The organism is Pseudomonas sp. CFBP 8770 (assembly GCF_014841705.1).
Classification (GTDB): Bacteria; Pseudomonadota; Gammaproteobacteria; order Pseudomonadales; family Pseudomonadaceae; genus Aquipseudomonas.
Window position 1 is genome coordinate 490,663 of sequence record NZ_JACYUL010000002.1, and the last position, 21,086, is coordinate 511,748.

Here is a 21,086-nt window from a genome sequence, read left to right on the forward strand (position 1 = left end):
GCCTGACTGTGTTGACCGTTAATCACGTACTCCAGGGAGCATCCACATGAGCTTCGGCGCCGACGAAGAAATCCTTCAGGATTTCCTGGTAGAGGCCGGCGAAATTCTCGAGCAACTGTCCGAACAACTGGTCGAGCTGGAAAGCCGTCCCGATGATGCCGACTTGCTCAATGCAATTTTTCGCGGTTTTCACACTGTAAAAGGCGGCGCCGGCTTCCTCCAGCTCAACGAGCTGGTGGAGTGCTGCCATATCGCCGAAAACGTCTTCGACATCTTGCGCAAAGGTGAGCGCCGGGTCGACGCCGAACTCATGGACGTCGTGCTCGAAGCGCTGGACGCGGTCAACGGCATGTTCACCGAGGTGCGTGAACGCGCCCCGGTCACACCGGCCAGCCCCCAGTTGCTCGATGCCCTCGCGCGCCTGGCCGAACCGGCTGCGGCAGTTGTCGCGCCGCCGGTGGCAGCGCCAGCTGCTGCGCCGGTTTCGACGCCGGGCGAAGACATCACCGACAGCGAATTCGAGCAATTGCTCGATTCCCTGAGCGCGGCCAAGGCGCAGGCCACTGCGCCGGCTGCACCTGCTGCTGTGGCACAGCACGGCGCGGCCAGTGACGAGATCACCGACGACGAATTCGAGTCGCTGCTCGACCAGCTGCACGGCAAGGGTCAGTTCGCCGTCGATGCGCTGGCACCGGCTGCAACGTCGCCAACTGCCGCGGCGCAGGCTGGCGCGACAGCGCCTGGCGACGAAATCACCGACGACGAGTTCGAGGCCCTGCTCGACCAGTTGCATGGCAAGGGCGCGTTCACCGCCGATGCGGTCAAGGCAGCGCCGCCTGCCGAGGCGCAGGCCCCCACGAGCGACCAGATCACCGACGACGAATTCGAGTCACTGCTCGATCAGCTGCATGGCAAGGGCAAGTTCAGCGATGTCGCCAGCCTGCCCGAGACTCAGCCGACGCCGTCCGCGTCTGTGCCGGTGGCAGCACCACGCAAGGTCGAGGCAGCGCCCGCGCGTGCGCCGGTGGCCGAGAAGCCGGTCGCCAGCGAAGCCGAGACGACCGTACGGGTCGACACCGCGCGCCTCGACGAAATCATGAACATGGTGGGCGAGCTGGTGCTGGTGCGTAACCGCCTGGTGCGCCTGGGCGCCAACAGCGCCGACGAAGCCATGTCCAAGGCCGTATCGAACCTGGACGTGGTCACGGCCGACCTGCAGACGGCCGTCATGAAGACGCGCATGCAGCCGATCAAGAAGGTCTTCGGACGCTTCCCGCGGTTGGTCCGCGACCTAGCGCGGCAGTTGAAGAAGGAAATCAACCTGGAACTGGTCGGTGAAGAAACCGACCTGGACAAGAATCTGGTCGAGGCCTTGGCCGACCCGTTGGTGCACTTGGTGCGCAACGCCGTCGATCACGGCATCGAGACGCCGGAAGAGCGCGAACGCAACGGCAAGGCGCGCGGTGGGCGCGTGGTGTTGTCGGCAGAACAGGAAGGCGACCATATCCTGTTGTCGATCAGTGATGACGGCAAGGGCATGGACCCTGCGGTGCTGCGCGCCAAGGCCGTGGAAAAGGGCCTGATGGACCGCGACGCCGCCGACCGCCTCAGCGAATCGGACTGCTACAACCTGATTTTCGCACCGGGTTTTTCCACCAAGACGGAAATCTCCGACGTGTCGGGCCGTGGCGTGGGCATGGACGTGGTCAAGACCAAGATCAGCCAGCTGAACGGCTCGATCAATATCTACTCGGCCAAGGACCAGGGCTCGAAGATCGTCATCAAGGTGCCGCTGACCCTGGCGATCATGCCGACGCTGATGGTGATGCTGGGCAACCAGGCGTTCGCCTTCCCGCTGGTCAATGTCAACGAGATCTTCCACCTGGACCTCTCGCGCACCAACGTCGTCGACGGCCAGGAAGTGGTCATCGTGCGTGACAAGGCGCTACCGTTGTTCTACCTCAAGCGTTGGCTGGTCAAATCGGCCGCTCACGAGGAGCAGGGCGAGGGCCACGTGGTCATTCTGTCGGTCGGCACCCAACGCATCGGTTTCGTGGTCGACCAGTTGGTCGGGCAGGAAGAAGTGGTGATCAAGCCGCTGGGCAAGATGCTGCAGGGCACGCCCGGCATGTCCGGCGCGACCATCACCGGTGACGGCCGAATAGCCTTGATCCTCGATGTACCGAGCATGCTCAAGCGCTACGCCACACGGCGTATCTGATCGTAGTGGAGTGTTTATGGCAGTCAAGGTCCTGGTGGTGGATGATTCCGGTTTTTTCCGCCGCCGCGTCTCGGAAATTCTTTCGTCGGACCCCACCATCCAGGTGGTCGGGACCGCTACCAATGGCCGCGAAGCGATCGATCAGGCCCTGGCGCTCAAGCCCGACGTGATCACCATGGACTACGAGATGCCGATGATGGACGGCATCACTGCCGTGCGTCATATCATGCAGCGCTGTCCCACTCCGGTCCTGATGTTTTCCTCGCTGACCCACGAGGGCGCGCGGGTTACCCTCGACGCGCTCGACGCGGGGGCAGTGGATTACCTGCCGAAGAATTTCGAAGACATTTCTCGCAACCCCGAGAAGGTCAAGCAGATGCTCTGCGAGAAGATCCATACACTCTCGCGCAGCAACCGCCGGCTGGGTGCGCACATGGCCACGCCAGCCCCGACGCTCGCGTCCACTGTCACCCCGGCGCCAGCCGCCCCCGCGTCGTCGCGGGCCGTGCCGGCGCGCACGCCAGCACCGGTTACGCCGGCGCGGGCTCCGGCGCCGACCGCCAGCACTGCGACGCCACGGCGCAAGCCGTACAAACTGGTGGCCATCGGTACCTCCACCGGCGGGCCGGTAGCGCTTCAGCGTGTATTGACCCAGCTGCCGGCCCATTTTCCAACGCCGATCGTGTTGGTCCAGCACATGCCTGCGGCCTTCACTCGCGCCTTCGCCGAGCGTCTTGACAAGCTCTGCCGGATCACCGTCAAGGAAGCCGAGGATGGCGACGTGCTGCGTCCCGGGCTGGCGTTACTGGCACCCGGCGGCAAGCAGATGATGATCGACGGGCGCGGTGCAGTGAAGATCCTGCCCGGTGACGAGCGGCTGAACTACAAGCCCTGCGTGGACATCACCTTCGGTTCGGCGGCCAAGTCCTACGGCGACAAGGTGCTGGCGGTGGTACTCACCGGTATGGGCGCCGACGGTCGAGAGGGCGCGCGTCTGCTCAAGCAGGGCGGCAGTCACATCTGGGCCCAGGACGAAGCGAGCTGCGTGATCTACGGCATGCCCATGGCCATCGTCAAGGCTGGTTTGGCCGACGCCATCTACAGCCTCGATGACATTGGCCGGCACCTGGTCGAGGCGTGCGGCTGATGGATGTACTGAGCCTGATCGGGATCATTCTGGCGTTCGTTGCCATCATTGGTGGCAACTTCCTCGAGGGTGGCCACCTGTCGGCTCTGCTCAATGGTCCTGCTGCGCTGATCGTGGTCGGCGGCACGCTGGCAGCGGCGCTGATCCAGTCGCCCATGAGTGCGTTCAAGCGCGCGCTGCACAACGTGCGCTGGATTCTTTTCCCGCCCAGGATCGACATGGCCGGCGGTATCGACCGTGTGGTGAACTGGAGCCTGGTTTCGCGCAAGGAAGGCTTGCTGGGGCTGGAAGCCAGCGCCGAAGCGGAGCCCGATGACTACGCGCGCAAGGGCCTGCAGCTGCTGGTCGATGGCGCCGAAGCCGCGGCCATCCGCAGTATTCTCGAGGTGGATCTGTACAACCGCGAAACCCGTGACCTGCAGGCAGCCAAGGTGTTCGAAAGCATGGGTGGCTATGCGCCCACCATCGGCATCATCGGTGCGGTGATGGGGTTGATCCATGTCATGGGCAACCTGGCCGACCCCAGCCAGCTGGGCAACGGCATCGCGGTGGCGTTCGTGGCGACCATCTACGGTGTGGCCAGCGCCAACCTGCTCCTGCTGCCCGTGGCGCACAAGCTCAAGGCCCTCGCCCAGCGTCAGGCGGCCTATCGGGAAATGCTGCTCGAAGGGTTGCTGTCCATCGCCGAAGGTGAGAACCCACGTTCCATCGAAATGAAGCTGCAAGGCTACCTCGACTAGGAGAGCATGGCATGGCCCGTCGTCGTCGCCTCGAAGAGCCGGAAAACCATGAGCGCTGGCTGGTGTCCTACGCCGATTTCATCACCTTGCTGTTCGCTTTCTTCGTGGTGATGTATTCGATCTCGTCGGTCAACGAAGGCAAGTACAAGGTCCTGTCGCAAGCGCTGGTCGGGGTGTTCAGTGACCCGGACCGCAGCGTCAGGCCCATCCCGATCGGCGAGGAACGACCCTTGACCACCCGTCCCGTGCAACCGCTGGTCACCGACAGCGAGCAATCGGAGGCGGCCATCGGCGAGGCGGTCGACCCTCTGCAGACCATTGCCGACAATGTCCGTCAGGCGTTCGGCGACCTGATCGCTTCGGATCAACTGACCGTACGCGGCAATGAGCTGTGGATCGAGATCGAACTCAAGTCCAGCCTGCTGTTCGGCAGTGGCGATGCCATGCCCAGCGACATGGCGTTCGCCATCGTCGACAAGGTCGCCAGTATTCTCAAACCTTTCGACAATCCGGTTCATGTCGAGGGCTTCACCGACAATCTGCCCATCAGCACCGCGCAGTTCCCGACCAACTGGGAGCTGTCGACCGCTCGGGCAGCGAGCATTGTCCGCATGATGGCTATGGAGGGCATCGACCCGCGGCGCATGGCGGCGGTCGGCTATGGCGAGTTCCAGCCGGTGGCCGACAACGCCAGCGCCGATGGACGAGGGCGCAACCGTCGGGTAGTGCTGGTCATTTCGCGCAACCTTGACGTGCGTCGCAGCATCACCAGTTCTGGCAGCGCCAACGCGCAGCCGGATGCAGCACTGCGCCGGGCTGGCACACAAACTGCAAAGACGCCCTTAACCGTGCCGTCCGCGCCTGGGTCTGTCAAAAGTCCGCCGCCCGGCCCTTAACCCGAAAGCTTCACTATCTCGGTAGTGCGCCGTTTACCGAGGGGAAATCACCACCATGAGAGTCTGGGCAGTAGCCAATCAAAAAGGCGGGGTAGGCAAGACCACGACTTCGATCGCCTTGGCCGGTTTGCTCGCCGAGGCAGGCAAGCGCGTGGTCATGGTCGATCTCGATCCGCATGGTTCGATGACCAGTTATTTCGGGCACAACCCCGATGAACTGGCGCACAGCTGTTACGACCTGTTCCTGCACAAGGGCGCGGTACCACCCGGCCTGGCCCACCAACTGCTGCTGCCAACCGGCGAAGCCAACGTGTCGCTGCTGCCCTCGAGCACCGCGCTGGCGACGCTGGAGCGCCAGCAACCCGGACAGAGCGGCCTGGGCCTGGTGATTGCCAAGACCCTGGCGCAACTGTGGCAGGATTTCGACTACGCCGTCATCGACAGCCCACCCCTGCTGGGCGTGCTCATGGTCAATGCATTGGCGGCTAGCCAGCAACTGGTGATCCCGGTACAGACCGAGCACCTGGCAGTCAAAGGCCTGGAGCGCATGGTCAGCACCTTGACCATGATCAACCGTTCGCGCCGCCAGGCCCTGCCGTACAGCATCGTTCCGACGTTGTTCGATCGTCGTACCCAAGCGTCGCTCAGTACCCTGCGTACCCTGCGCGACGACTACCCGCAGCACATATGGCCGGGCTACATCCCGGTCGACACTCGTCTGCGCGATGCCAGCCGGGCCGGACAGACACCCTCGCGCTTCGATGGCAAGAGCCGAGCAGTCGTCGCCTATCGTGCCTTGCTCAAGCATCTGCTGGCCCAACAACTCGTCGCGCAGGTAGCCTGATGAACCGTCCCGTCGATATTGCCCAGCGGCCCCAGGTGGCCTTGCAGTCCTACCTGGACGGCCTGCTGCATGAAGCCACCGAGGCGTTCGAGGCGCTCGATCTCGACGCCGGCCTGGACAGGCTCGACGAGTTCCAGGCAGCCGTGCTCGAAGAACAGGTGCGCGATGCCGTAAGCCCGCAGCCGGTGCCAGTGCCAGTGCCAGCGCCAGCGCCTGCGCCGCCGGTGCAGCTGCCCTCAACCGTTGCCGATCCCATTCCACCGGCCAGCCTTGCATTGGTCGCACCCGTGGTCGACGTTCATCTGCCGTCGGCCACTCCGCAGCCGCTTTCGGCTGCCGTCGATGGCCGCCCCAGCTGGGCCGCCGAGCCGTTCGAGTGCCTGCTGTTCGACGTCGCCGGGCTGACCCTGGCCGTGCCGCTGGTGTGCCTGGGTTCGATCTATGCGCTGGCTGGCCAGACCCTGACGCCGCTGTTCGGCCAGCCCGACTGGTTTCTCGGCATCCTGCCCAGCAACAGTGGCAACCTGAAAGTGCTCGACACCGCGCGCTGGGTCATGCCCGACCGCTACCGCGACGACTTTCGCCAGGGGTTGCAGTACGTGATCTCGGTGCAGGGTTACGAGTGGGGTCTTGCCGTGCACCAAGTCAGCCGCTCGCTGCGCCTGGACCCCAACGAGATCAAGTGGCGCAGCCAGCGCGGCCAGCGGCCATGGCTGGCGGGAACCGTCATCGAACACATGTGCGCGCTGCTGGACGTCGCCGAGCTGGCCGAGCTGATCGCCAGTGGCGGTGCACGCCATCTGCGTCCAGTCGCCTCGGCGCCAGGCAAGCCTGTCGCCACCACCACCGCTATCATCAAGAATTGAATGAACACGCCGCCGTCATGGCATTTGAGGGGTTAGTAGCATGAAGAAGTCGTCCGCCCAAGGTTCCGAAGATCCGATCCTGCAGTGGGTCACCTTCCGTCTGGACAATGAAACCTACGGCATCAATGTGATGCAGGTGCAGGAAGTGTTGCGCTACACCGAGATTGCGCCGGTGCCGGGTGCGCCCAGCTACGTGCTGGGTATCATCAACCTGCGCGGTAACGTGGTCACGGTGATCGATACGCGTCAGCGCTTCGGTCTGGATTCCAGCGATGTCAGCGACAATACGCGCATCGTCATCATCGAGGCCGACAAGCAAGTGGTAGGGATTCTGGTCGACAGCGTGGCCGAGGTCGTCTACTTGCGCCAGTCCGAGGTCGAAACTGCACCCAACGTCGGCAACGACGAGTCGGCCAAATTCATCCAGGGCGTGTGCAACAAGAATGGCGAACTGCTGATTCTGGTCGAGCTGGACAAGATGATGTCCGAGGAAGAGTGGTCCGAGCTGGAGAATATCTGATTGATCTTCGAGGTTGCGGTAGTCCTGCTGGCAGTGCTGTGGGTTGGAACGGTTTCGCTGTTCCTGTCCTATCAGAAAAGCCAGCGCCTGCTGGCCGCCGAACAGGCGGCAGGAGATGCGCTGCGTGACCAGCGGCTGCGCGAGCTGACCAAGCGCCTGGACGACTACCAGAATCTCAATGTGCGCCTGGGCGAGGCGCTGCACGAGTTGCGCGCGGTGGTCGGGCCATTGCCGGAGAAGCTGGCGCAGCTCGAACAACGCGATCCGGGCAGCCTGTCGTTCGCCCAGGCGGGCAAACTGGTGGCCATGGGTGCCTCGGTGGATGAGCTGACCCAGGCCTGCGGCCTCACCCAAGCCGAGGCCGAGCTGATGAGCAAACTGCACCGCGGCTGATCCGGCGGCCGTCTGCTCATCGACATCGCCCGGCAGCATCGATCAGGTATGCGCCCAACTCAGGCTGCTGCCTGCTTTGGCGAAGCGATTGAGCGGCGTGAGCGCCTCATACGCATCGTTGAACCCCGACCAGTCGAGCACGCCGGCGTTGTCACGCATCGGCAGCGCCGACAGATTCCACACCTCGCGGTACTGCGCCAGCTCCAGCAACCGTTGGTTGATGGTGTCGTTGAGGGCGCCAGGCCCGCTGATGTGATTCAAGGCAATGGCGTAACGCTGGAAACCCGCAGGGTCGGTCACGGCACTCGGACGACTGTGGTAGAAGTCCGGTTGCGCTTCGAAGCGTTCCAGCATCGTCTCGGATATCGCATCCAGGGTCGGATTGCCAGGGTGGCTACCGATCATGCTGTTGCCATACTGGATGTTCATGCCCAGGGTCTCGTTAGACAGGGGTACTGAAAGGATCAGGCCCCTGTTCGAGGTGCGCAGCGGCACGCCATCGATGGGTTCGGCCACGCGCCCCAGCGGGTTTTTCTCTCCGGGTGCCAGAATGCTGTCATCCAGGTCCATGTACAGTCCGCCTTCGCTTTTCAGCACTCGGTAGCGCAGCACGTCGGATGCCGAAGCGTAGTTGGTGGCGACGCCGCCGTTACCTTCGATGGCAGCCTGGTATTGCCGGAAGTAGCGGCTGCGCTCGAACTCCGTGTACAGCGGATGAGATTCGAGGGCGATGACCTGCAGCGACAGTGCGTGCTCGGCCAGCAACTCGACATTGCGTGCGTAGACCTGCGGCGACGCCGTGGACAAAAACAGCCGATATTCGTAACCGCTGTCACGCAGCAAGGCGGCATTGCGGCCTACGTTTTCCAGCAGCCCAGGGTTGATGATCTTGTCGCCGACCCACAGGCAGGAGATTTTTTTGGGAATGGATTTCATCACTGGCGGGCGCAGTTCGCCAAGGCTCAGCGGCAGTATCAGATCGACCCCCAGGGCCTGCAAGGTGTGCGCGCGCTGGGCGTCGGTAACGACACGCTCGACGTCCTGCAGCCGTGAAAGCGAGCGCTGGCCAGGTTTGGGCGCGACGAAGTAGGGCGGATCGAGCTCATTGAGATCCGTGCTCTGCACGAACGCGTCGTGCTCTATATCGTAGTGAACATGGGTGACGTATCCATCGATCTCACATTCCAGAAGGTCACGCTTGCCGCTGTAACTGGGCACACGAATGACGGCGTCGGCAATCTCCGGGTTGGCACCGGCCACAGGCCGCATGGATTCTGGCAGGCTGAAGGCAGTTTCCAGAACCGGCTCCAGGGTGGGAAGGTGCGGCGCGTGGATCGGACTCAAGGGATAGCCGATCTGGCCGTTGATGCGTGCCGGAAAGACGAACTCCGGCCGCTTGAAGCGCCAGACCGCCGGCGTCTGCGGAATCTGCATGTGCAGCAGCGGCGTCGCGTTGAGCACTCCCCAGATCGCATCGTCAACGCCAGCGGCGCGCTGCTCCAGGTTTCTACCGTGGATCGCCCGATCCAGGCCCAGTCCCAGTTGAACGATGCCGCCCAGGGCAAAGATCGGGGCCAGTTCAGGGACAACCATCGCAATGGGTGCCAGGGTATTGATGGCGGAGGTGAAGTAGCCGCGCCATTTTTCCTTGGTCACCGAATGGTCGGTGTTGATGATGAACTCGGCATCCTGTTCGCTGCGTCTCTTCTGGTTGTGGGCCATGGCCATGAACAGGTCGCCCTCGATGGGCGGGCTGTATTTGCTGGTCCGGTAGTTGATGGTGTCGTGTGGCACCCACAGGCCGCTGGTGGCGAAACCTGGATGTCTGTCGGGATCGAAATGGTGATAGGCCGGGTATAACCCCAGCCCCGTCAGTGCGGTCTCGAGGCCACTGAACCCGAGCGTGTCGGCCTCGTCACCAGGCGGGAAATGCTCTTCCAGCGCCTGACGCGTGTGTGGGTGCTTGCATTGCTCGGCCACCCACGAGCTCATCGACGATTCGTCGGCGAACTCGTGGAATGGCAAGCTGTTGCCGGGGATATACAGCAGGGTCAGCCCAGTGGCAGTGTTCTTCAGGCACAGCAGGTTGGTGGCCGCATATCCGTAGATATTCAGGCAGGCGACGTGTACCCCGTGTGGCCGCGGTTGCAGGCCGGCGACCTGCCAGGCCAGCACGCGCCCGGCATCACTGAGGCTGGCGTTGCTGATCTGCCTGTTGCAGGCCGCAATGAAGTTGACCTTCGCGGCATCGCGGTAGGCCTGCAAACCGTCTGTCCAGTACGCCTTGAGCATGCGCTTGTAGGGCGTCTGGAAATCCATCTGCCAGATGAAGCGCTGGAAGTTCTCGGCAGGAATGCGCACGTGGTGCGCGGCGTCATAGTTCGCCGGCGATGTCTGCCGGTACAAGCCGTTGTACACCACGTACTCACTGCCGTAGTCGAACAGACCCTTTTCATCCAGATGGTCGACCAGGGTGATCGGGTAGGGCGGCGGCGTGCCGGCCCAGGCGGCATGCAGGGCCGCGCCGATCAGATCGTTGTTCGATTCGCCCTGCCAGTTCGACAGCAGCGCCTGGGTCATGGTCAGTTTGCGCACGACCTTGGCGATGCAGCGCTGGCCCTTGAATTGATAGTGCAGCGTGACGGCATCGACCTTGTCCGGGTTCAGCTCCAGGCCTTGTTGCGAGGCCCACTTGCGCACTGCCTCGGCAGCGGCGCGATCGGGTCTGGGGTAATGCTTGAGGGAGTCGCGGACGGCTTGAACACCCTGCGCGCTGATGAATCGGGAAGTCATGGCGGTATTCCTTTATGAGCACGGAAAGTCGTGCCAGGCCATGATTCGTTCGGGGCAGTCGGTGGACGTGGTAACTATGTAGGGCGCCCGCCGCCGGTGCCGGTAGCAAACCGACTCCGGACAGGCTATCGAGACGGCTGCCGAAGGCGCGCTCCGAGGGCGGCGAAAAGCCTAGTGGCCCAGACGCTACGGGGCTTTGGGGGTGATGTCGCGCTCGCTCGGCGCAGGCGCCAGTTCGAAGCCGGAAGGCGTCTTGCCTTGCAGGTGCCAGGCAAAGGCGATGATCTCTGCGATGGTCAGGTACAACTCGTGGGGAATGCTGTCGCCCAGTTCCATGCGTGCCAGCATCTTCACCAGCTCGGCATTTTCGTACACCGGCACTTCGTATTCGCGGGCCATGGCCAGGATCGCTTCGGCCAGCTCATCGTCGCCCTTGGCGGTGAGGGTGGGTGCTTTCTGGCCGTCGTAGCGCAGGGCGATGGCTTGGCGCGGGGCTCGTTCGTTCATGCGGTTTCATCCACCCAGCGTTGTTCCAGTCGCGTACGAGCGCCTTGGGGGGCGGTGCCTTGATGGCACTGCAGATCGGCCACGTTCAAACCGCTGGCCTGCAGGCGCTGCCGCAGATTGTCCAACTGGTTCTCGATGAGCAGGGCGGTGGCAGGCCGTTGTGCCCACAACTGGCTGGAGAGGCTGCCGTGAGCCAGTTGCGCCTGCACCTGCAGCGGGCCCAGTGCATCCAGATCGAAGGCCAGGTCCAGGCGCCAGATCTTTTCCTGGGCCGGTCTGGGATCGCTTTTGTCATGGGGCTGCTGGTCCGGTGGCGGGTCTTCGCGTTGCACCTTGACCTGCAGCGGGACGAAATCGTGCAGGTGGCGCATGGGAATTTCCAGTTGCCAGGTGGTCTGCGTGGCGCCATCGGGGGTGCGCCCGGTCTGTTCCAGTCCCGCGAGCTGATGGCTCTGCAGACGCGCCACGGCCGCACCGGCCAGGCGCAGCAGGTGTTCGAGGTCGTCTTCGCCCTCGCTTTTCTGCGCAGTGCGGGCTGGCAGGGGAAAGCTTACCGGCACGGTTTTTTCACTGACCTGTCCCCAGGCATTCAGGGCATTGCGCACCCGCCCCGGCAGCACCTGAGCGAGCACATTGGCCGCTACGGCCGGTTGCGCCGCCGGACCGGGCAACGCCGCAGGCGCGATCTGCGCCATCAGGCGCAGCAGCGCCGACTTGAGATCGGGTGCCGGTTGACCGTTGAGCAGATTGGCTTCCAGAAATGCGCCGCTGGCGACCACCGCCTGGGCGACGGCTTTCGGGTCGGCCATTTGCTGCACGTCCGGCAGGCTGGCCAACAGGCGTTCCAGGCCGGCTCGTGTCGGCGGCGCAAGTTCCGGGTTCTGGCGCAGGGTCTGCGCGGCGTTCAGGAGGCTGTCCAACGAACCTTGCCGGGCTTGCTGGGCGCCCAGTTGCTGGGCCACTGCCAACTGGTCCATGCGCCCGCTCAAAGGCACGAAGTTCAGGCTGCGGTCACTCATCACCTGGGCGCTGAGCAGGCTGCCCAGGCGCAGGGGCTGAGGGCTCTCGATGGCCAGGATGTTGCCCGCCTGAGCGGTGTTGAGCAGGGTCACCATGGCCCTATACACCGCTGGCTGCCCGGCGATCTGCGGCAGCATTTGGCTGCTGCTGACCTTGCCCTGCAACAGCGTGCCCACCGGCAATGCCTGGGTGTCGATGCGGGTCAGGGTCAACGGTGCGCCATTGCCACGGTCCTGGGTGGCGACCAGGGCCGCGCCACCGGCCAGGTGCGACACCAGCAATGCAGTGCCCTGGGGCAACGGTTGCAGGCTGCTGGCGGTGATCGTCGCCACGCCGCCGCCAGCCAGGCTCAGGCGCAACAGCAATTGAAAATCCTGCGCGCCAGCCTTGACCGACACCACCTCGGCGTCGACCGTCTCACCCAGGGCCAGCAGGTTGTCCAGTGGCTGGGTGATCTTCACCATCTCGGTATTCGAGGCACTGGCGCGCGCCGCTCCGCTGGCGGACGGCAGCGCGGCTAGATTGCTGATCAGGTCAGGCATGGATGAAACCTGTGTCGGTTGCGCCCTTGGGCGTGAGCTGCGCATGTATAATGCGCGGCCACTGCGGCCGGCTCTGCTATACAGCGCCATGGAAGTATAGCGGCCATGCCCTGCGGAACTTGAACGCGGCTCGATGCCGTGACGTGCGACCCGATTTCACAAGGCCGACTCTTGACCCCATACCTGCAAGCCACCGATTTATCCTGCGAGCGCGATGGGCGGCTGCTGTTCGAGCGTCTGCAGCTTCAGGTGGCAGCGGGCGACATGCTTCAGGTGTGTGGGCCCAACGGCTGTGGCAAGACCAGCCTGCTGCGCCTGTTGGCCGGGCTGATGCAGCCCGCTGCAGGGCAGATCGCCCTGACGGCGCAGACGCAGATCGCACACCGGCGCGAACGTGGCTGCCCGCTGGTATGGATCGGCCACGCGCCCGGCATCAAGGAAACGCTCAGTGCCGAGGAAAACCTGGCCTGGCTCTGCGCGCTGCACACCCCGGCGAGCCGCGAGCGCATCTGGGCGGCATTGGCGGCCGTCGGCCTGCACGGTTTCGAAGACGTGCCGTGTCACCGGCTTTCGGCCGGCCAGCGGCGCCGCGTGGCGCTTGCTCGCCTGCATCTGCCCGGCCCGCCGTTGTGGATTCTCGACGAACCTTTCAGCGCACTCGATGCACAAGCGGTGGAGCAATTGGAACGGCACCTGGTTGGACACTGCGAGCGAGGCGGCATGGTCGTGCTGACCACCCACCATCTGCTGGCACAGACTCCCGGCAGTTACCGGCGGCTGGAACTGGACGCGCAGGCGGCATGAGCGTCTTCGTCCTGTTGCTCAAGCGCGAAGTGCAGCTGCTGTGTCGACGGCCCGCCGAGCTGGGCAACCCGCTGGTGTTTTTCGCCATCGTCGTCGCGCTGTTCCCGCTTGCCGTGGGGCCGCAGATGCAGGTGCTGCAAGGCCTTTCCCCCGGCCTGGTATGGGTAGCGGCCCTGCTGGCCGTGCTGCTGTCCCTCGACGGCCTGTTTCGCAGCGATCTGGAAGACGGTTCGCTGGAACAATGGGTATTGTCCCAGCATCCGCTGCCCGTGCTGGTGCTGGCCAAGGTGCTGGCGCACTGGCTGTTTTCCGGGCTGGCGCTGGTGCTGGTTTCACCGCTGCTGGCACTGATGCTTGGGTTGCCCGAGCGCTGCCTGCCAGTGCTGTTGCTGTCGTTGCTGCTTGGCACGCCGGTCCTCAGCCTGCTCGGAGCAGTGGGTGCAGCCTTGACGGTCGGACTCAAGCGCGGCGGCCTGCTGTTGGCGCTGCTGACGCTGCCGTTGTACATCCCGGTGCTGATTCTGGGCAGTGGCGCCCTGCAGGCGTCGTTGCAGCAGCTGCCAGCCACGGGTCACTTGTTGTGGCTGGGCAGCCTGACAGCGCTGTCGGTGACCTTGGGACCCTTCGCGATCGCGGCCGGGCTGAAAATCAGTGTCGGCGAATGAACGGACGAGGCAACCTGTGCGCCTGGCCCATGCTCTTGGATACGTGGTCATGAAGAACAAGCTGATGAACTGGACATGGTTTCACAGGCTCGGCTCGCCCAAGGCGTTCCACGCCCTGAGCGGACGCCTGCTGCCCTGGCTGAGCGTGGCGGCGGCGTTGCTGATCGGCGCGGGCGTGGTCTGGGGGCTGGCGTTCGCGCCGCCGGATTACCAGCAGGGCAATAGTTTTCGCATCATCTACATCCACGTGCCTGCGGCCATGCTTGCCCAGTCCTGCTACGTGATGATGGCCCTGGCCGGCGTGGTCGGGCTGGTGTGGAAGATGAAGATCGCCGATATCGCGCTGCAATGTGCCGCACCGGTGGGCGCCTGGATGACCGTGTTGGCGTTGGCTACGGGCGCCATCTGGGGCAAACCGACGTGGGGCAGTTGGTGGGTCTGGGATGCGCGCCTGACCTCGATGCTCATCCTGCTGTTTCTCTACCTGGGGCTCATCGCCCTTGGGCAGGCCATCGGCAACCGCGAGAACGCGGCCAAGGCTTGTGCGGTACTGGCCATCGTTGGCGTGGTCAACATTCCGATCATCAAGTATTCGGTACAGTGGTGGAACACTTTGCACCAGGGCGCCACGTTCAGCCTGACCGAGAAACCGGCGATGCCCGCGCAGATGTGGTTGCCGCTGCTGCTTACGGTGCTAGGCTTCTACTGTTTCTTCGGCGCTGTGCTGTTGCTGCGCATGCGCCTGGAAGTGCTCAGGCGCGAAGCCCGCAGCCGCTGGGTTCAGGAGTACCTGGCCGGTGCCTTGAAAACGAGGGCCGGACCATGAGCTTCGATTCGTTCGGCGAGTTCGTGAGCATGGGTCGCCACGGCGTCTACGTCTGGTCGGCCTATGGCCTGTGCATGGTGGTGCTGATCATCAATGTGGCCGGACCGCTGTTGGCTTGGCGACGTCATCTGCAGAAGGAAGCGCGACGTCTGCGCCGGGAGGCGCGACCGTGAATCCGCAGCGCAGAAAACGCCTGACGCTCATCCTTGCCCTGGTGGCAGGTGTCGCACTTGCCGTGGGTCTGGCCCTGGGTGCATTGCAACAGAACATCAACCTGTTCTACACGCCGACTCAGATCGCCAATGGCGAGGCGCCGGTGGGCACGCGCATTCGCGCCGGCGGCATGGTCGAGCGGGGCTCGCTGCAGCGTTCCGGCGATTCGCTGGATGTACGCTTCGTGGTCACCGACTTCCAACGCAGCGTCACCATCACCTACCGCGGCATCCTCCCCGACCTGTTTCGCGAAGGGCAGGGCATCGTTGCCCTCGGCACCCTGAACGCTGCCGGCGTGGTGCAGGCGGACGAGGTACTGGCCAAGCACGACGAGAAATACATGCCGCCGGAGGTCACCAAAGCCTTGAAAGACTCTGGCCGAATGGAAGCTTCGCCATGATCGGTGCGCTGCTGGTGCCCGAGCTGGGCCAATTGTCGATGATTCTGGCGCTGTGTCTGGCCCTGGTACAGGCCAGCGTGCCGTTGCTGGGCGCATGGCGCGGCGACCGGCTGTGGATGGGCCTGGCGCGGCCGGCTGCATGGGGTCAGTTCACGTTCTTGACGCTGGCGTTCGCCTGCCTGGCCGCAAGCTTCCTCAACGACGACTTTTCCGTGCGCTACGTGGCCGAAAACTCCAATAGCGCCTTGCCCTGGTACTACAAATTCAGCGCGGTGTGGGGTGCCCACGAAGGCTCGTTGCTGTTATGGGCGCTGATCCTGGGCGGCTGGACCTTCGCCGTGTCGATTGGCTCGCGACAATTGCCGCAGGTCATGCTGGCGCGGGTGCTGGCGGTGATGGGCATGATCAGCGTCGGATTTCTGCTGTTTCTGATCCTGACGTCCAATCCCTTTGCTCGGGTGTTGCCGCAGATTCCAGCCAATGGGCGCGACCTCAACCCCTTGCTGCAGGACATCGGCCTGATCGTCCACCCGCCCATGCTGTACATGGGATACGTCGGTTTTTCGGTGGCTTTCGCGTTCGCCATTGCCGCGCTGCTGGGCGGCAAGCTGGACGCGGCCTGGGCACGCTGGTCACGTCCCTGGACGATGGTGGCGTGGAGCTTTCTGGGGATCGGTATCACCTTGGGTTCATGGTGGGCGTACTACGAACTGGGCTGGGGCGGCTGGTGGTTCTGGGACCCGGTGGAGAACGCCTCGTTCATGCCTTGGCTGGTCGGCACCGCGTTGATCCATTCGCTGGCCGTCACCGAGAAGCGCGGCGTATTCAAGAGCTGGACGGTGTTGCTGGCCATTGCCGCGTTTTCCCTGAGCCTGCTGGGAACGTTCCTGGTGCGTTCGGGCGTGCTGACCTCGGTGCACGCGTTCGCGTCCGACCCGACGCGCGGGGTGTTCATCCTGATCTTCCTGCTGTTCGTGGTGGGGGGGTCGCTGACCCTGTTCGCGCTGCGCGCGCCGGTGGTCAAGAGTCATGTGGGCTTTGGCCTGTGGTCGCGCGAAACCCTGCTGCTGGGCAACAACCTGATTCTGCTGGTAGCCGCCTCCATGATTCTGCTGGGTACGTTGTATCCGCTGGCCCTGGATGCCCTGACCGGCGCCAAGCTGTCGGTGGGGCCGCCGTATTTCAATGCGCTGTTCGTGCCCTTGATGGCGCTGCTGATGCTGACCATGGCAGTCGGTGTGCTGGTGCGCTGGAAACATACACCCACGGCCTGGCTGCGCGGCATGCTGGTACCCGTACTGATCGGCAGTGCCGTGCTGGCGCCGCTGGCCGCGTGGTGCCTGGGTGATTTCGCCTGGCCGGTACTGACCATCTTCGCCCTGGCGGCCTGGGTGCTGCTGGCCGGTGTCCGCGACCTGCACGACAAGACCCGTCACACCGGCTTTCGCCGAGGGATCGTGGGCTTGCCCCGCAGCTACTGGGGCATGCAACTGGCCCACCTGGGCATTGCCGTGTGTGCCTTGGGCGTGGTGCTGTCGAGCCACGACAGCACCCAGCGCGACCTGCGCATGGCGCCGGGCGATGCGGTGGAGCTGGGTGGCTATCAATTCATCTTCCACGGTGCCGAGTCCCATCGAGGGCCGAATTTCACTGCCCAGCGTGGCAGCGTCCAGGTCCTGCGCAAGGGTGTACAGGTCAGCCTGCTGCACCCCGAAAAGCGCTTGTACACCGTTCAGCAATCGGTGATGACCGAGGCTGGCATCGACGCCGGTTTTACCCGCGACCTCTACGTCGCTTTGGGTGAGCCGTTGGAAAACGGTGCGTGGGCAGTGCGCATCCACGTCAAGCCGTTCGTGCGCTGGATCTGGCTGGGCGGGCTGCTGACGGGGCTGGGGGGACTGCTCGCCGCGCTGGACAAGCGCTATCGGCTCAAGGTCAAAGCGCGCGTGCGTGATGTCCTTGGCCAGGGAGCCGAGGCATGAAGCGTTGGCTGCTGGCGGTGCCGCTGGGCGCATTCCTGATAGTGGCGGTGCTGCTTTACCGCGGCCTCTACCTGGACCCGGCCCAGTTGCCATCGGCGCTTATCGGCAAACCGTTTCCCGCGTTCAGCCTGGCCGATACCCAGGGCGAACGAACGTTGACCCGCGCCGACCTGCTGGGCAAACCCGCGCTGGTCAATGTCTGGGGGACGTGGTGCGTAGCCTGCCGCGTCGAACATCCCGTGCTCAACACACTGGCCCGGCAGGGCGTGCTGATCTATGGCATCAACTACAAGGACGACAACGCAGCCGCACGCCGCTGGTTGGCGGACTATCACAACCCCTACGCGCTGGACATCAATGACAAGGACGGCACCCTGGGCCTCGATCTGGGCGTGTACGGCGCGCCGGAGACCTTTCTCATCGATGCCCACGGGGTGATTCGCCACAAGTGGGTAGGGGTCATCGACCAGACCGTATGGCGCGAGCAGCTGGCACCGCTGTACCAGGCGTTGCTCGACGAGGCCCGACCATGAACATGAAACGCTGGCTGTTGACCTGCATGCTGTTGTCGAGCCTGGCCGGAGCGGCGCACGCCGCCATCGACACCTATCGGTTCGCCAATGACGACTTGCGCGAGCGCTTTCACCAGTTGACTCAGCAGCTGCGTTGTCCGAAGTGCCAGAATCAGGACATCGCCGATTCCAACGCGCCCATTGCCGGCGACCTGCGCCGGGAGATCCATCGGCTGTTGACCGAAGGCAAGAGCGACGGGCAGATCATCGAGTTCATGGTCGACCGCTATGGCGAATTCGTCCGCTACAGACCGGCGCTGACCGCACGCACCGGGCTGCTCTGGTTCGGCCCGGCGGCCTTGCTCGTGGCCGGCGTGGGGGTGATTGCGGTGACGGTGCGCCGCCGACGTCGGCAACCGGCCACCAGTCCGCGCGATCTCGACCCGGGCGAGCGGGCACGCCTGGCTGACTTGCTTGCCCAAAAACCGCTGGATGAAGACCGCCCATGATCGATTTCTGGCTCGCTGCCGGGCTGTTGCTGCTGGTCGCGCTGAGCTTCGTGCTGGTGCCGTTGCTGCGTGCGCGTCGCGAGCAGCCAGAACAGGACCGCACCGCACTCAACGTGGCGCTGTACCAGGAGCGCCTGGCCGAACTGAACACCCAGCAAAGGGCGGGTGTGCTGACCCCCGCGCAGCTGGAAAGCGGTCAGGCCGAAGCGGCCCGTGAACTGCTCGCTGATACCGACGGCAGCCAAGCGGCGACGGATATCCGCCTGGGTCGCGCGGTACCGCTGGCCGCGGCGCTGCTGGTGCCGGTCGTGGGGCTGGCGCTCTACCTGCATTATGGCGCCAGCGACCAGGTCGAGTTGAGCCGCGAGTTCGCCGTGCCGCCCACGTCCATGGTCCAGATGACCGCGCGCCTGGAACGGGCGGTGCAGATGCAGCCAGAGGCCGTCGAGGGTATCTATATCCTGGGCCGGACCTATATGGCGCAGAACCGCCCGGCGCAGGCGGCCGGACTGTTCGAGCGTGCAGCGTCACTGACCGGGCGTCAGCCCGAAGTGTTGGGGCAGTGGGCTCAAGCGCTTTATTTCGCCGCTGGCAGACAGTGGTCCGAGCCCATCCAGGCGTTGACCGACGAAGCCCTGCTGGGCGATCCGAAGGAGCCGACCAGCCTGGGCTTGCTCGGCATTGCCGCTTTCGAGAGCCAGCGCTTCGAACAGGCCATTGGCTACTGGGAGCGTCTGCTGGCCACGTTGCCGGATACGGACCCGGCGCGAACCGCGTTGCAGGGCGGAATCGAGCGCGCTCGTGGCCAACTGGTGTCCGCCGGCAAACCGTCATCGCCCCAGCCCGACCCAGCGCGCGCCGGGTTGAAGGTGTGGGTTACCCTGGCCCCCGCGCTGGCCGCCAGGGTGCAGCCCGGTGACAGTGTGTTCGTCTTTGCCCGCGCGGTGTCCGGGCCGCCGATGCCGCTGGCGGTCAAGCGCCTGACGGTCGCCGACCTGCCGGCGCAGGTCGAGTTGGCGGACAGCGACGCGATGATGCCGCAGCTGAAACTGTCGAACTTTCCCGAAGTCCAACTGATCGCCCGGATATCCAGGGCCGGCCAGCCCACACAAGGTGAGTGGCTGGCGCGAGGTGCGCCGATCGCCAGCGACAGCGCCGCCGTGCAGCAATTGATGATCGACAGTCCCGACCTGTAGAGAGATGCCATGAACCGTTTAGCTCGAATGGCCGTGATCGGCCTGGCCCTGGGCATGAGTGCCTGTGCGGTGCAGCACCCGTCAGAACCGGAGCCACGGCCGCCGGTGCAGACCCTGCCACCGTCCGGACCCAGCACGGCGCCAACGCCCACCCCGACCCCACCAGCACCCAAGCCCCTGCCACGCACCTCGGCCAGCTTCGCGCCGCCGCCCGGTGGCGCCAGTCACTGGGACCCGAGCCTGGGCGTCTACGTGCTCGAAGATCAACCCGACACCTACTATCGGCAGCGCACTTACTACCGGTGGAATGATGGCTGGAGCTGGGCCACCAGCCCCAAAGGCCCTTGGGAAGCCACCGACACCACCGGCGTGCCGGCGGGATTGGGCCGCAAGCATCCCTGAGCCGTGGTGGGCGTCAAGCAGACCTGCAAACGCTGAGCGCCGTTACTGGCCGGTGTAGATCTGGTCGAACACGCCGCCGTCGTTGAAGTGGGTCTTCTGCACGCTGCGCCAGTCGCCGAAGGTTTTCTCCACCGAGAGGAATTCGACCTTTGGAAAGCGGTCGGTGTACTTGGCCAGCACTGCCGGATCCCGTGGGCGCAGGTAGTTGTTGGCGGCGATCTCCTGGCCTTCGGGCGACCACAAGTATTTCAGGTATTCATCGGCTGCGGCGCGCGTGCCTTTGCGGTCGACCACCTTGTCGACCACGCTGACCGGCGGCTCGGCTTCGGCGGACACGCTGGGGTAGATCACTTCGAACTGGTCGCGGCCGAACTCACGAGCGATCATTTCCGCTTCGTTCTCGAAAGTGATCAGCACATCGCCGATCTGGTTGGTCATGAAGGTGGTGGTCGCACCGCGGCCGCCGGTGTCGAGTACCGGCGCCTGCTTGAACAGCTTGCCGACGAAGTCGCGGGCCTTGTTTTCGTCGCCGCCGTTCTTCAGCACATAGCCCCATGCCGACAGGTAGGTGTAGCGGCCGTTGCCGGACGTCTTGGGGTTGGGGACGATGACCTGCACGCCGTCCTTGAGCAGGTCGGGCCAGTCCTTGAGCGCCTTGGGGTTGCCCTTGCGAACGATGAACACGGTCGCCGAGGTGAACGGTGCACTGTTGTTCGGCAGGCGCGTGACCCAGTTGTCGGGCACCAGCTTGCCGTTGTCAGCCAAGGCATTGATGTCGGTGGCCATGTTCATGGTGATGACATCGGCCGGCAGGCCGTCGATCACCGAGCGCGCCTGCTTGCTCGAACCGCCGAAGGACATCTGCACGGTGATCGCTTCATTGTGTTCAGCCTGCCAGTGTTTCTGGAAGGCGCTGTTGTAGTCCTTGTAGAAGTCGCGCATCACGTCGTACGAGACGTTGAGCAGGCTGGGCGCAGCCTGGGCCAGGCCGGTCAGGGTCAAGCCTGCCGCCAACAGCGAGGCACCGATCAATTTCTTCACTGCAGTTCCCTCTTCGAGCGTTCTTGGAAATAGGCGGCATTATGCCT

22 protein-coding genes are annotated in these 21,086 nt (G+C 64.3%); 18 read left to right on the forward strand and 4 right to left on the reverse strand.

The window, feature by feature from the left end; genetic code table 11:
• The first annotated feature begins 46 nt into the window (after nucleotides 1–46).
• From IFT98_RS07045 to IFT98_RS07080, 8 genes are read left to right on the forward strand one after another with little or no spacing between them, the layout of a single operon-like run.
• Nucleotides 47–2,221: a chemotaxis protein CheA gene (locus tag IFT98_RS07045; RefSeq protein ID WP_192047852.1), complete on the forward strand. Its 2,175-nt coding sequence runs from the start codon at nucleotides 47–49 to the stop codon at nucleotides 2,219–2,221.
• Between the two features lie 16 nt (nucleotides 2,222–2,237).
• Nucleotides 2,238–3,368, forward strand: coding sequence for a protein-glutamate methylesterase/protein-glutamine glutaminase (locus tag IFT98_RS07050; RefSeq protein ID WP_192047853.1), 1,131 nt, complete (start codon nucleotides 2,238–2,240; stop codon nucleotides 3,366–3,368).
• A complete protein-coding gene (locus IFT98_RS07055) occupies nucleotides 3,368–4,108 on the forward strand; it encodes a flagellar motor protein (protein WP_122713689.1) in 741 nt (246 codons plus the stop codon). The genes IFT98_RS07050 and IFT98_RS07055 overlap by 1 nt, the downstream gene beginning before the upstream one ends.
• An 11-nt stretch (nucleotides 4,109–4,119) precedes the next feature.
• Entirely contained in the window at nucleotides 4,120–5,004 is an 885-nt protein-coding gene (motD, locus tag IFT98_RS07060; RefSeq protein ID WP_192047854.1) for a flagellar motor protein MotD, read from the forward strand.
• Between the two features lie 55 nt (nucleotides 5,005–5,059).
• Nucleotides 5,060–5,848: a ParA family protein gene (locus IFT98_RS07065; RefSeq protein ID WP_122475877.1), complete on the forward strand. Its 789-nt coding sequence runs from the start codon at nucleotides 5,060–5,062 to the stop codon at nucleotides 5,846–5,848.
• Nucleotides 5,848–6,714 (forward strand): CheW domain-containing protein, encoded by an 867-nt coding sequence (locus tag IFT98_RS07070; protein ID WP_192047855.1) that lies wholly within the window; start codon nucleotides 5,848–5,850, stop codon nucleotides 6,712–6,714. The genes IFT98_RS07065 and IFT98_RS07070 overlap by 1 nt, the downstream gene beginning before the upstream one ends.
• A gap of 40 nt (nucleotides 6,715–6,754) precedes the next feature.
• Nucleotides 6,755–7,234, forward strand: coding sequence for a chemotaxis protein CheW (locus tag IFT98_RS07075; RefSeq protein ID WP_043186096.1), 480 nt, complete (start codon nucleotides 6,755–6,757; stop codon nucleotides 7,232–7,234).
• Nucleotides 7,235–7,627, forward strand: coding sequence for a DUF2802 domain-containing protein (locus IFT98_RS07080; protein ID WP_049858773.1), 393 nt, complete (start codon nucleotides 7,235–7,237; stop codon nucleotides 7,625–7,627). It begins immediately after the preceding gene.
• A 42-nt stretch (nucleotides 7,628–7,669) separates the two neighbouring features.
• Here IFT98_RS07080 and IFT98_RS07085 read toward each other — a convergent pair whose 3' ends face one another.
• The 3 genes from IFT98_RS07085 to fliK form a co-directional block, all read right to left on the reverse strand.
• Nucleotides 7,670–10,420, reverse strand: a complete 2,751-nt coding sequence (locus tag IFT98_RS07085; protein ID WP_192047856.1) for a dermonecrotic toxin domain-containing protein — start codon at nucleotides 10,418–10,420, stop codon at nucleotides 7,670–7,672.
• A gap of 186 nt (nucleotides 10,421–10,606) precedes the next feature.
• A complete protein-coding gene (locus IFT98_RS07090; RefSeq protein ID WP_122713684.1) occupies nucleotides 10,607–10,927 on the reverse strand; it encodes an EscU/YscU/HrcU family type III secretion system export apparatus switch protein in 321 nt (106 codons plus the stop codon).
• The gene (fliK, locus tag IFT98_RS07095) at nucleotides 10,924–12,489 is read right to left on the reverse strand and encodes a flagellar hook-length control protein FliK (RefSeq protein ID WP_192047857.1); all 1,566 of its coding nucleotides are present in this window, start codon (nucleotides 12,487–12,489) and stop codon (nucleotides 10,924–10,926) included. The genes IFT98_RS07090 and fliK overlap by 4 nt, the downstream gene beginning before the upstream one ends.
• A gap of 171 nt (nucleotides 12,490–12,660) precedes the next feature.
• On the opposite strand from fliK, the gene ccmA reads away from it, so the two are divergent.
• The 10 genes from ccmA (at nucleotide 12,661) to IFT98_RS07145 (ending at nucleotide 19,998) form a co-directional block, all read left to right on the forward strand.
• Nucleotides 12,661–13,293, forward strand: coding sequence for a cytochrome c biogenesis heme-transporting ATPase CcmA (gene ccmA / locus IFT98_RS07100; protein WP_192047858.1), 633 nt, complete (start codon nucleotides 12,661–12,663; stop codon nucleotides 13,291–13,293).
• Nucleotides 13,290–13,958, forward strand: coding sequence for a heme exporter protein CcmB (ccmB, locus tag IFT98_RS07105; RefSeq protein ID WP_192047859.1), 669 nt, complete (start codon nucleotides 13,290–13,292; stop codon nucleotides 13,956–13,958). Before ccmA ends, ccmB begins: the two co-directional genes overlap by 4 nt.
• A gap of 61 nt (nucleotides 13,959–14,019) precedes the next feature.
• Nucleotides 14,020–14,784: a heme ABC transporter permease gene (locus IFT98_RS07110; RefSeq protein ID WP_192047911.1), complete on the forward strand. Its 765-nt coding sequence runs from the start codon at nucleotides 14,020–14,022 to the stop codon at nucleotides 14,782–14,784.
• Nucleotides 14,781–14,957 carry a heme exporter protein CcmD gene (gene ccmD, locus IFT98_RS07115; RefSeq protein ID WP_192047860.1) on the forward strand — a complete coding sequence of 59 codons (177 nt, stop codon included), beginning with the start codon at nucleotides 14,781–14,783 and terminating at the stop codon, nucleotides 14,955–14,957. The genes IFT98_RS07110 and ccmD overlap by 4 nt, the downstream gene beginning before the upstream one ends.
• Complete coding sequence (ccmE, locus tag IFT98_RS07120) at nucleotides 14,954–15,397, forward strand: cytochrome c maturation protein CcmE (protein WP_122713679.1); 444 nt, start codon at nucleotides 14,954–14,956, stop codon at nucleotides 15,395–15,397. The genes ccmD and ccmE overlap by 4 nt, the downstream gene beginning before the upstream one ends.
• A gap of 11 nt (nucleotides 15,398–15,408) precedes the next feature.
• A complete protein-coding gene (locus IFT98_RS07125) occupies nucleotides 15,409–17,379 on the forward strand; it encodes a heme lyase CcmF/NrfE family subunit (protein ID WP_192047912.1) in 1,971 nt (656 codons plus the stop codon).
• Nucleotides 17,376–17,912 (forward strand): DsbE family thiol:disulfide interchange protein, encoded by a 537-nt coding sequence (locus IFT98_RS07130; RefSeq protein WP_192047861.1) that lies wholly within the window; start codon nucleotides 17,376–17,378, stop codon nucleotides 17,910–17,912. Before IFT98_RS07125 ends, IFT98_RS07130 begins: the two co-directional genes overlap by 4 nt.
• Nucleotides 17,913–17,914: 2 nt before the next feature.
• Nucleotides 17,915–18,400, forward strand: coding sequence for a cytochrome c-type biogenesis protein (locus tag IFT98_RS07135; protein ID WP_192047913.1), 486 nt, complete (start codon nucleotides 17,915–17,917; stop codon nucleotides 18,398–18,400).
• A complete protein-coding gene (ccmI, locus tag IFT98_RS07140) occupies nucleotides 18,397–19,596 on the forward strand; it encodes a c-type cytochrome biogenesis protein CcmI (protein ID WP_192047862.1) in 1,200 nt (399 codons plus the stop codon). Before IFT98_RS07135 ends, ccmI begins: the two co-directional genes overlap by 4 nt.
• Nucleotides 19,597–19,605: 9 nt before the next feature.
• A complete protein-coding gene (locus IFT98_RS07145; protein WP_192047863.1) occupies nucleotides 19,606–19,998 on the forward strand; it encodes a hypothetical protein in 393 nt (130 codons plus the stop codon).
• A 42-nt stretch (nucleotides 19,999–20,040) separates the two neighbouring features.
• Here IFT98_RS07145 and IFT98_RS07150 read toward each other — a convergent pair whose 3' ends face one another.
• Entirely contained in the window at nucleotides 20,041–21,039 is a 999-nt protein-coding gene (locus IFT98_RS07150) for a sulfate ABC transporter substrate-binding protein (RefSeq protein ID WP_192047864.1), read from the reverse strand.
• Nucleotides 21,040–21,086: the final 47 nt, after the last annotated feature.

Excerpts from the sequence above, each read along its gene's own strand:
- IFT98_RS07045 (WP_192047852.1), top strand. The coding sequence starts at position 47 with ATGAGCTTCGGCGCCGACGAAGAAATCCTTCAGGATTTCCTGGTAGAG.
- IFT98_RS07050 (WP_192047853.1), top strand. The coding sequence starts at position 2,238 with ATGGCAGTCAAGGTCCTGGTGGTGGATGATTCCGGTTTTTTCCGCCGC.
- IFT98_RS07055 (WP_122713689.1), top strand. The coding sequence starts at position 3,368 with ATGGATGTACTGAGCCTGATCGGGATCATTCTGGCGTTCGTTGCCATC.
- motD (WP_192047854.1), top strand. The coding sequence starts at position 4,120 with ATGGCCCGTCGTCGTCGCCTCGAAGAGCCGGAAAACCATGAGCGCTGG.
- IFT98_RS07065 (WP_122475877.1), top strand. The coding sequence starts at position 5,060 with ATGAGAGTCTGGGCAGTAGCCAATCAAAAAGGCGGGGTAGGCAAGACC.
- IFT98_RS07070 (WP_192047855.1), top strand. The coding sequence starts at position 5,848 with ATGAACCGTCCCGTCGATATTGCCCAGCGGCCCCAGGTGGCCTTGCAG.
- IFT98_RS07075 (WP_043186096.1), top strand. The coding sequence starts at position 6,755 with ATGAAGAAGTCGTCCGCCCAAGGTTCCGAAGATCCGATCCTGCAGTGG.
- IFT98_RS07085 (WP_192047856.1), bottom strand. The coding sequence starts at position 10,420 with ATGACTTCCCGATTCATCAGCGCGCAGGGTGTTCAAGCCGTCCGCGAC.
- IFT98_RS07090 (WP_122713684.1), bottom strand. The coding sequence starts at position 10,927 with ATGAACGAACGAGCCCCGCGCCAAGCCATCGCCCTGCGCTACGACGGC.
- fliK (WP_192047857.1), bottom strand. The coding sequence starts at position 12,489 with ATGCCTGACCTGATCAGCAATCTAGCCGCGCTGCCGTCCGCCAGCGGA.
- ccmB (WP_192047859.1), top strand. The coding sequence starts at position 13,290 with ATGAGCGTCTTCGTCCTGTTGCTCAAGCGCGAAGTGCAGCTGCTGTGT.
- ccmD (WP_192047860.1), top strand. The coding sequence starts at position 14,781 with ATGAGCTTCGATTCGTTCGGCGAGTTCGTGAGCATGGGTCGCCACGGC.
- IFT98_RS07130 (WP_192047861.1), top strand. The coding sequence starts at position 17,376 with ATGAAGCGTTGGCTGCTGGCGGTGCCGCTGGGCGCATTCCTGATAGTG.
- IFT98_RS07135 (WP_192047913.1), top strand. The coding sequence starts at position 17,915 with ATGAAACGCTGGCTGTTGACCTGCATGCTGTTGTCGAGCCTGGCCGGA.
- ccmI (WP_192047862.1), top strand. The coding sequence starts at position 18,397 with ATGATCGATTTCTGGCTCGCTGCCGGGCTGTTGCTGCTGGTCGCGCTG.
- IFT98_RS07145 (WP_192047863.1), top strand. The coding sequence starts at position 19,606 with ATGAACCGTTTAGCTCGAATGGCCGTGATCGGCCTGGCCCTGGGCATG.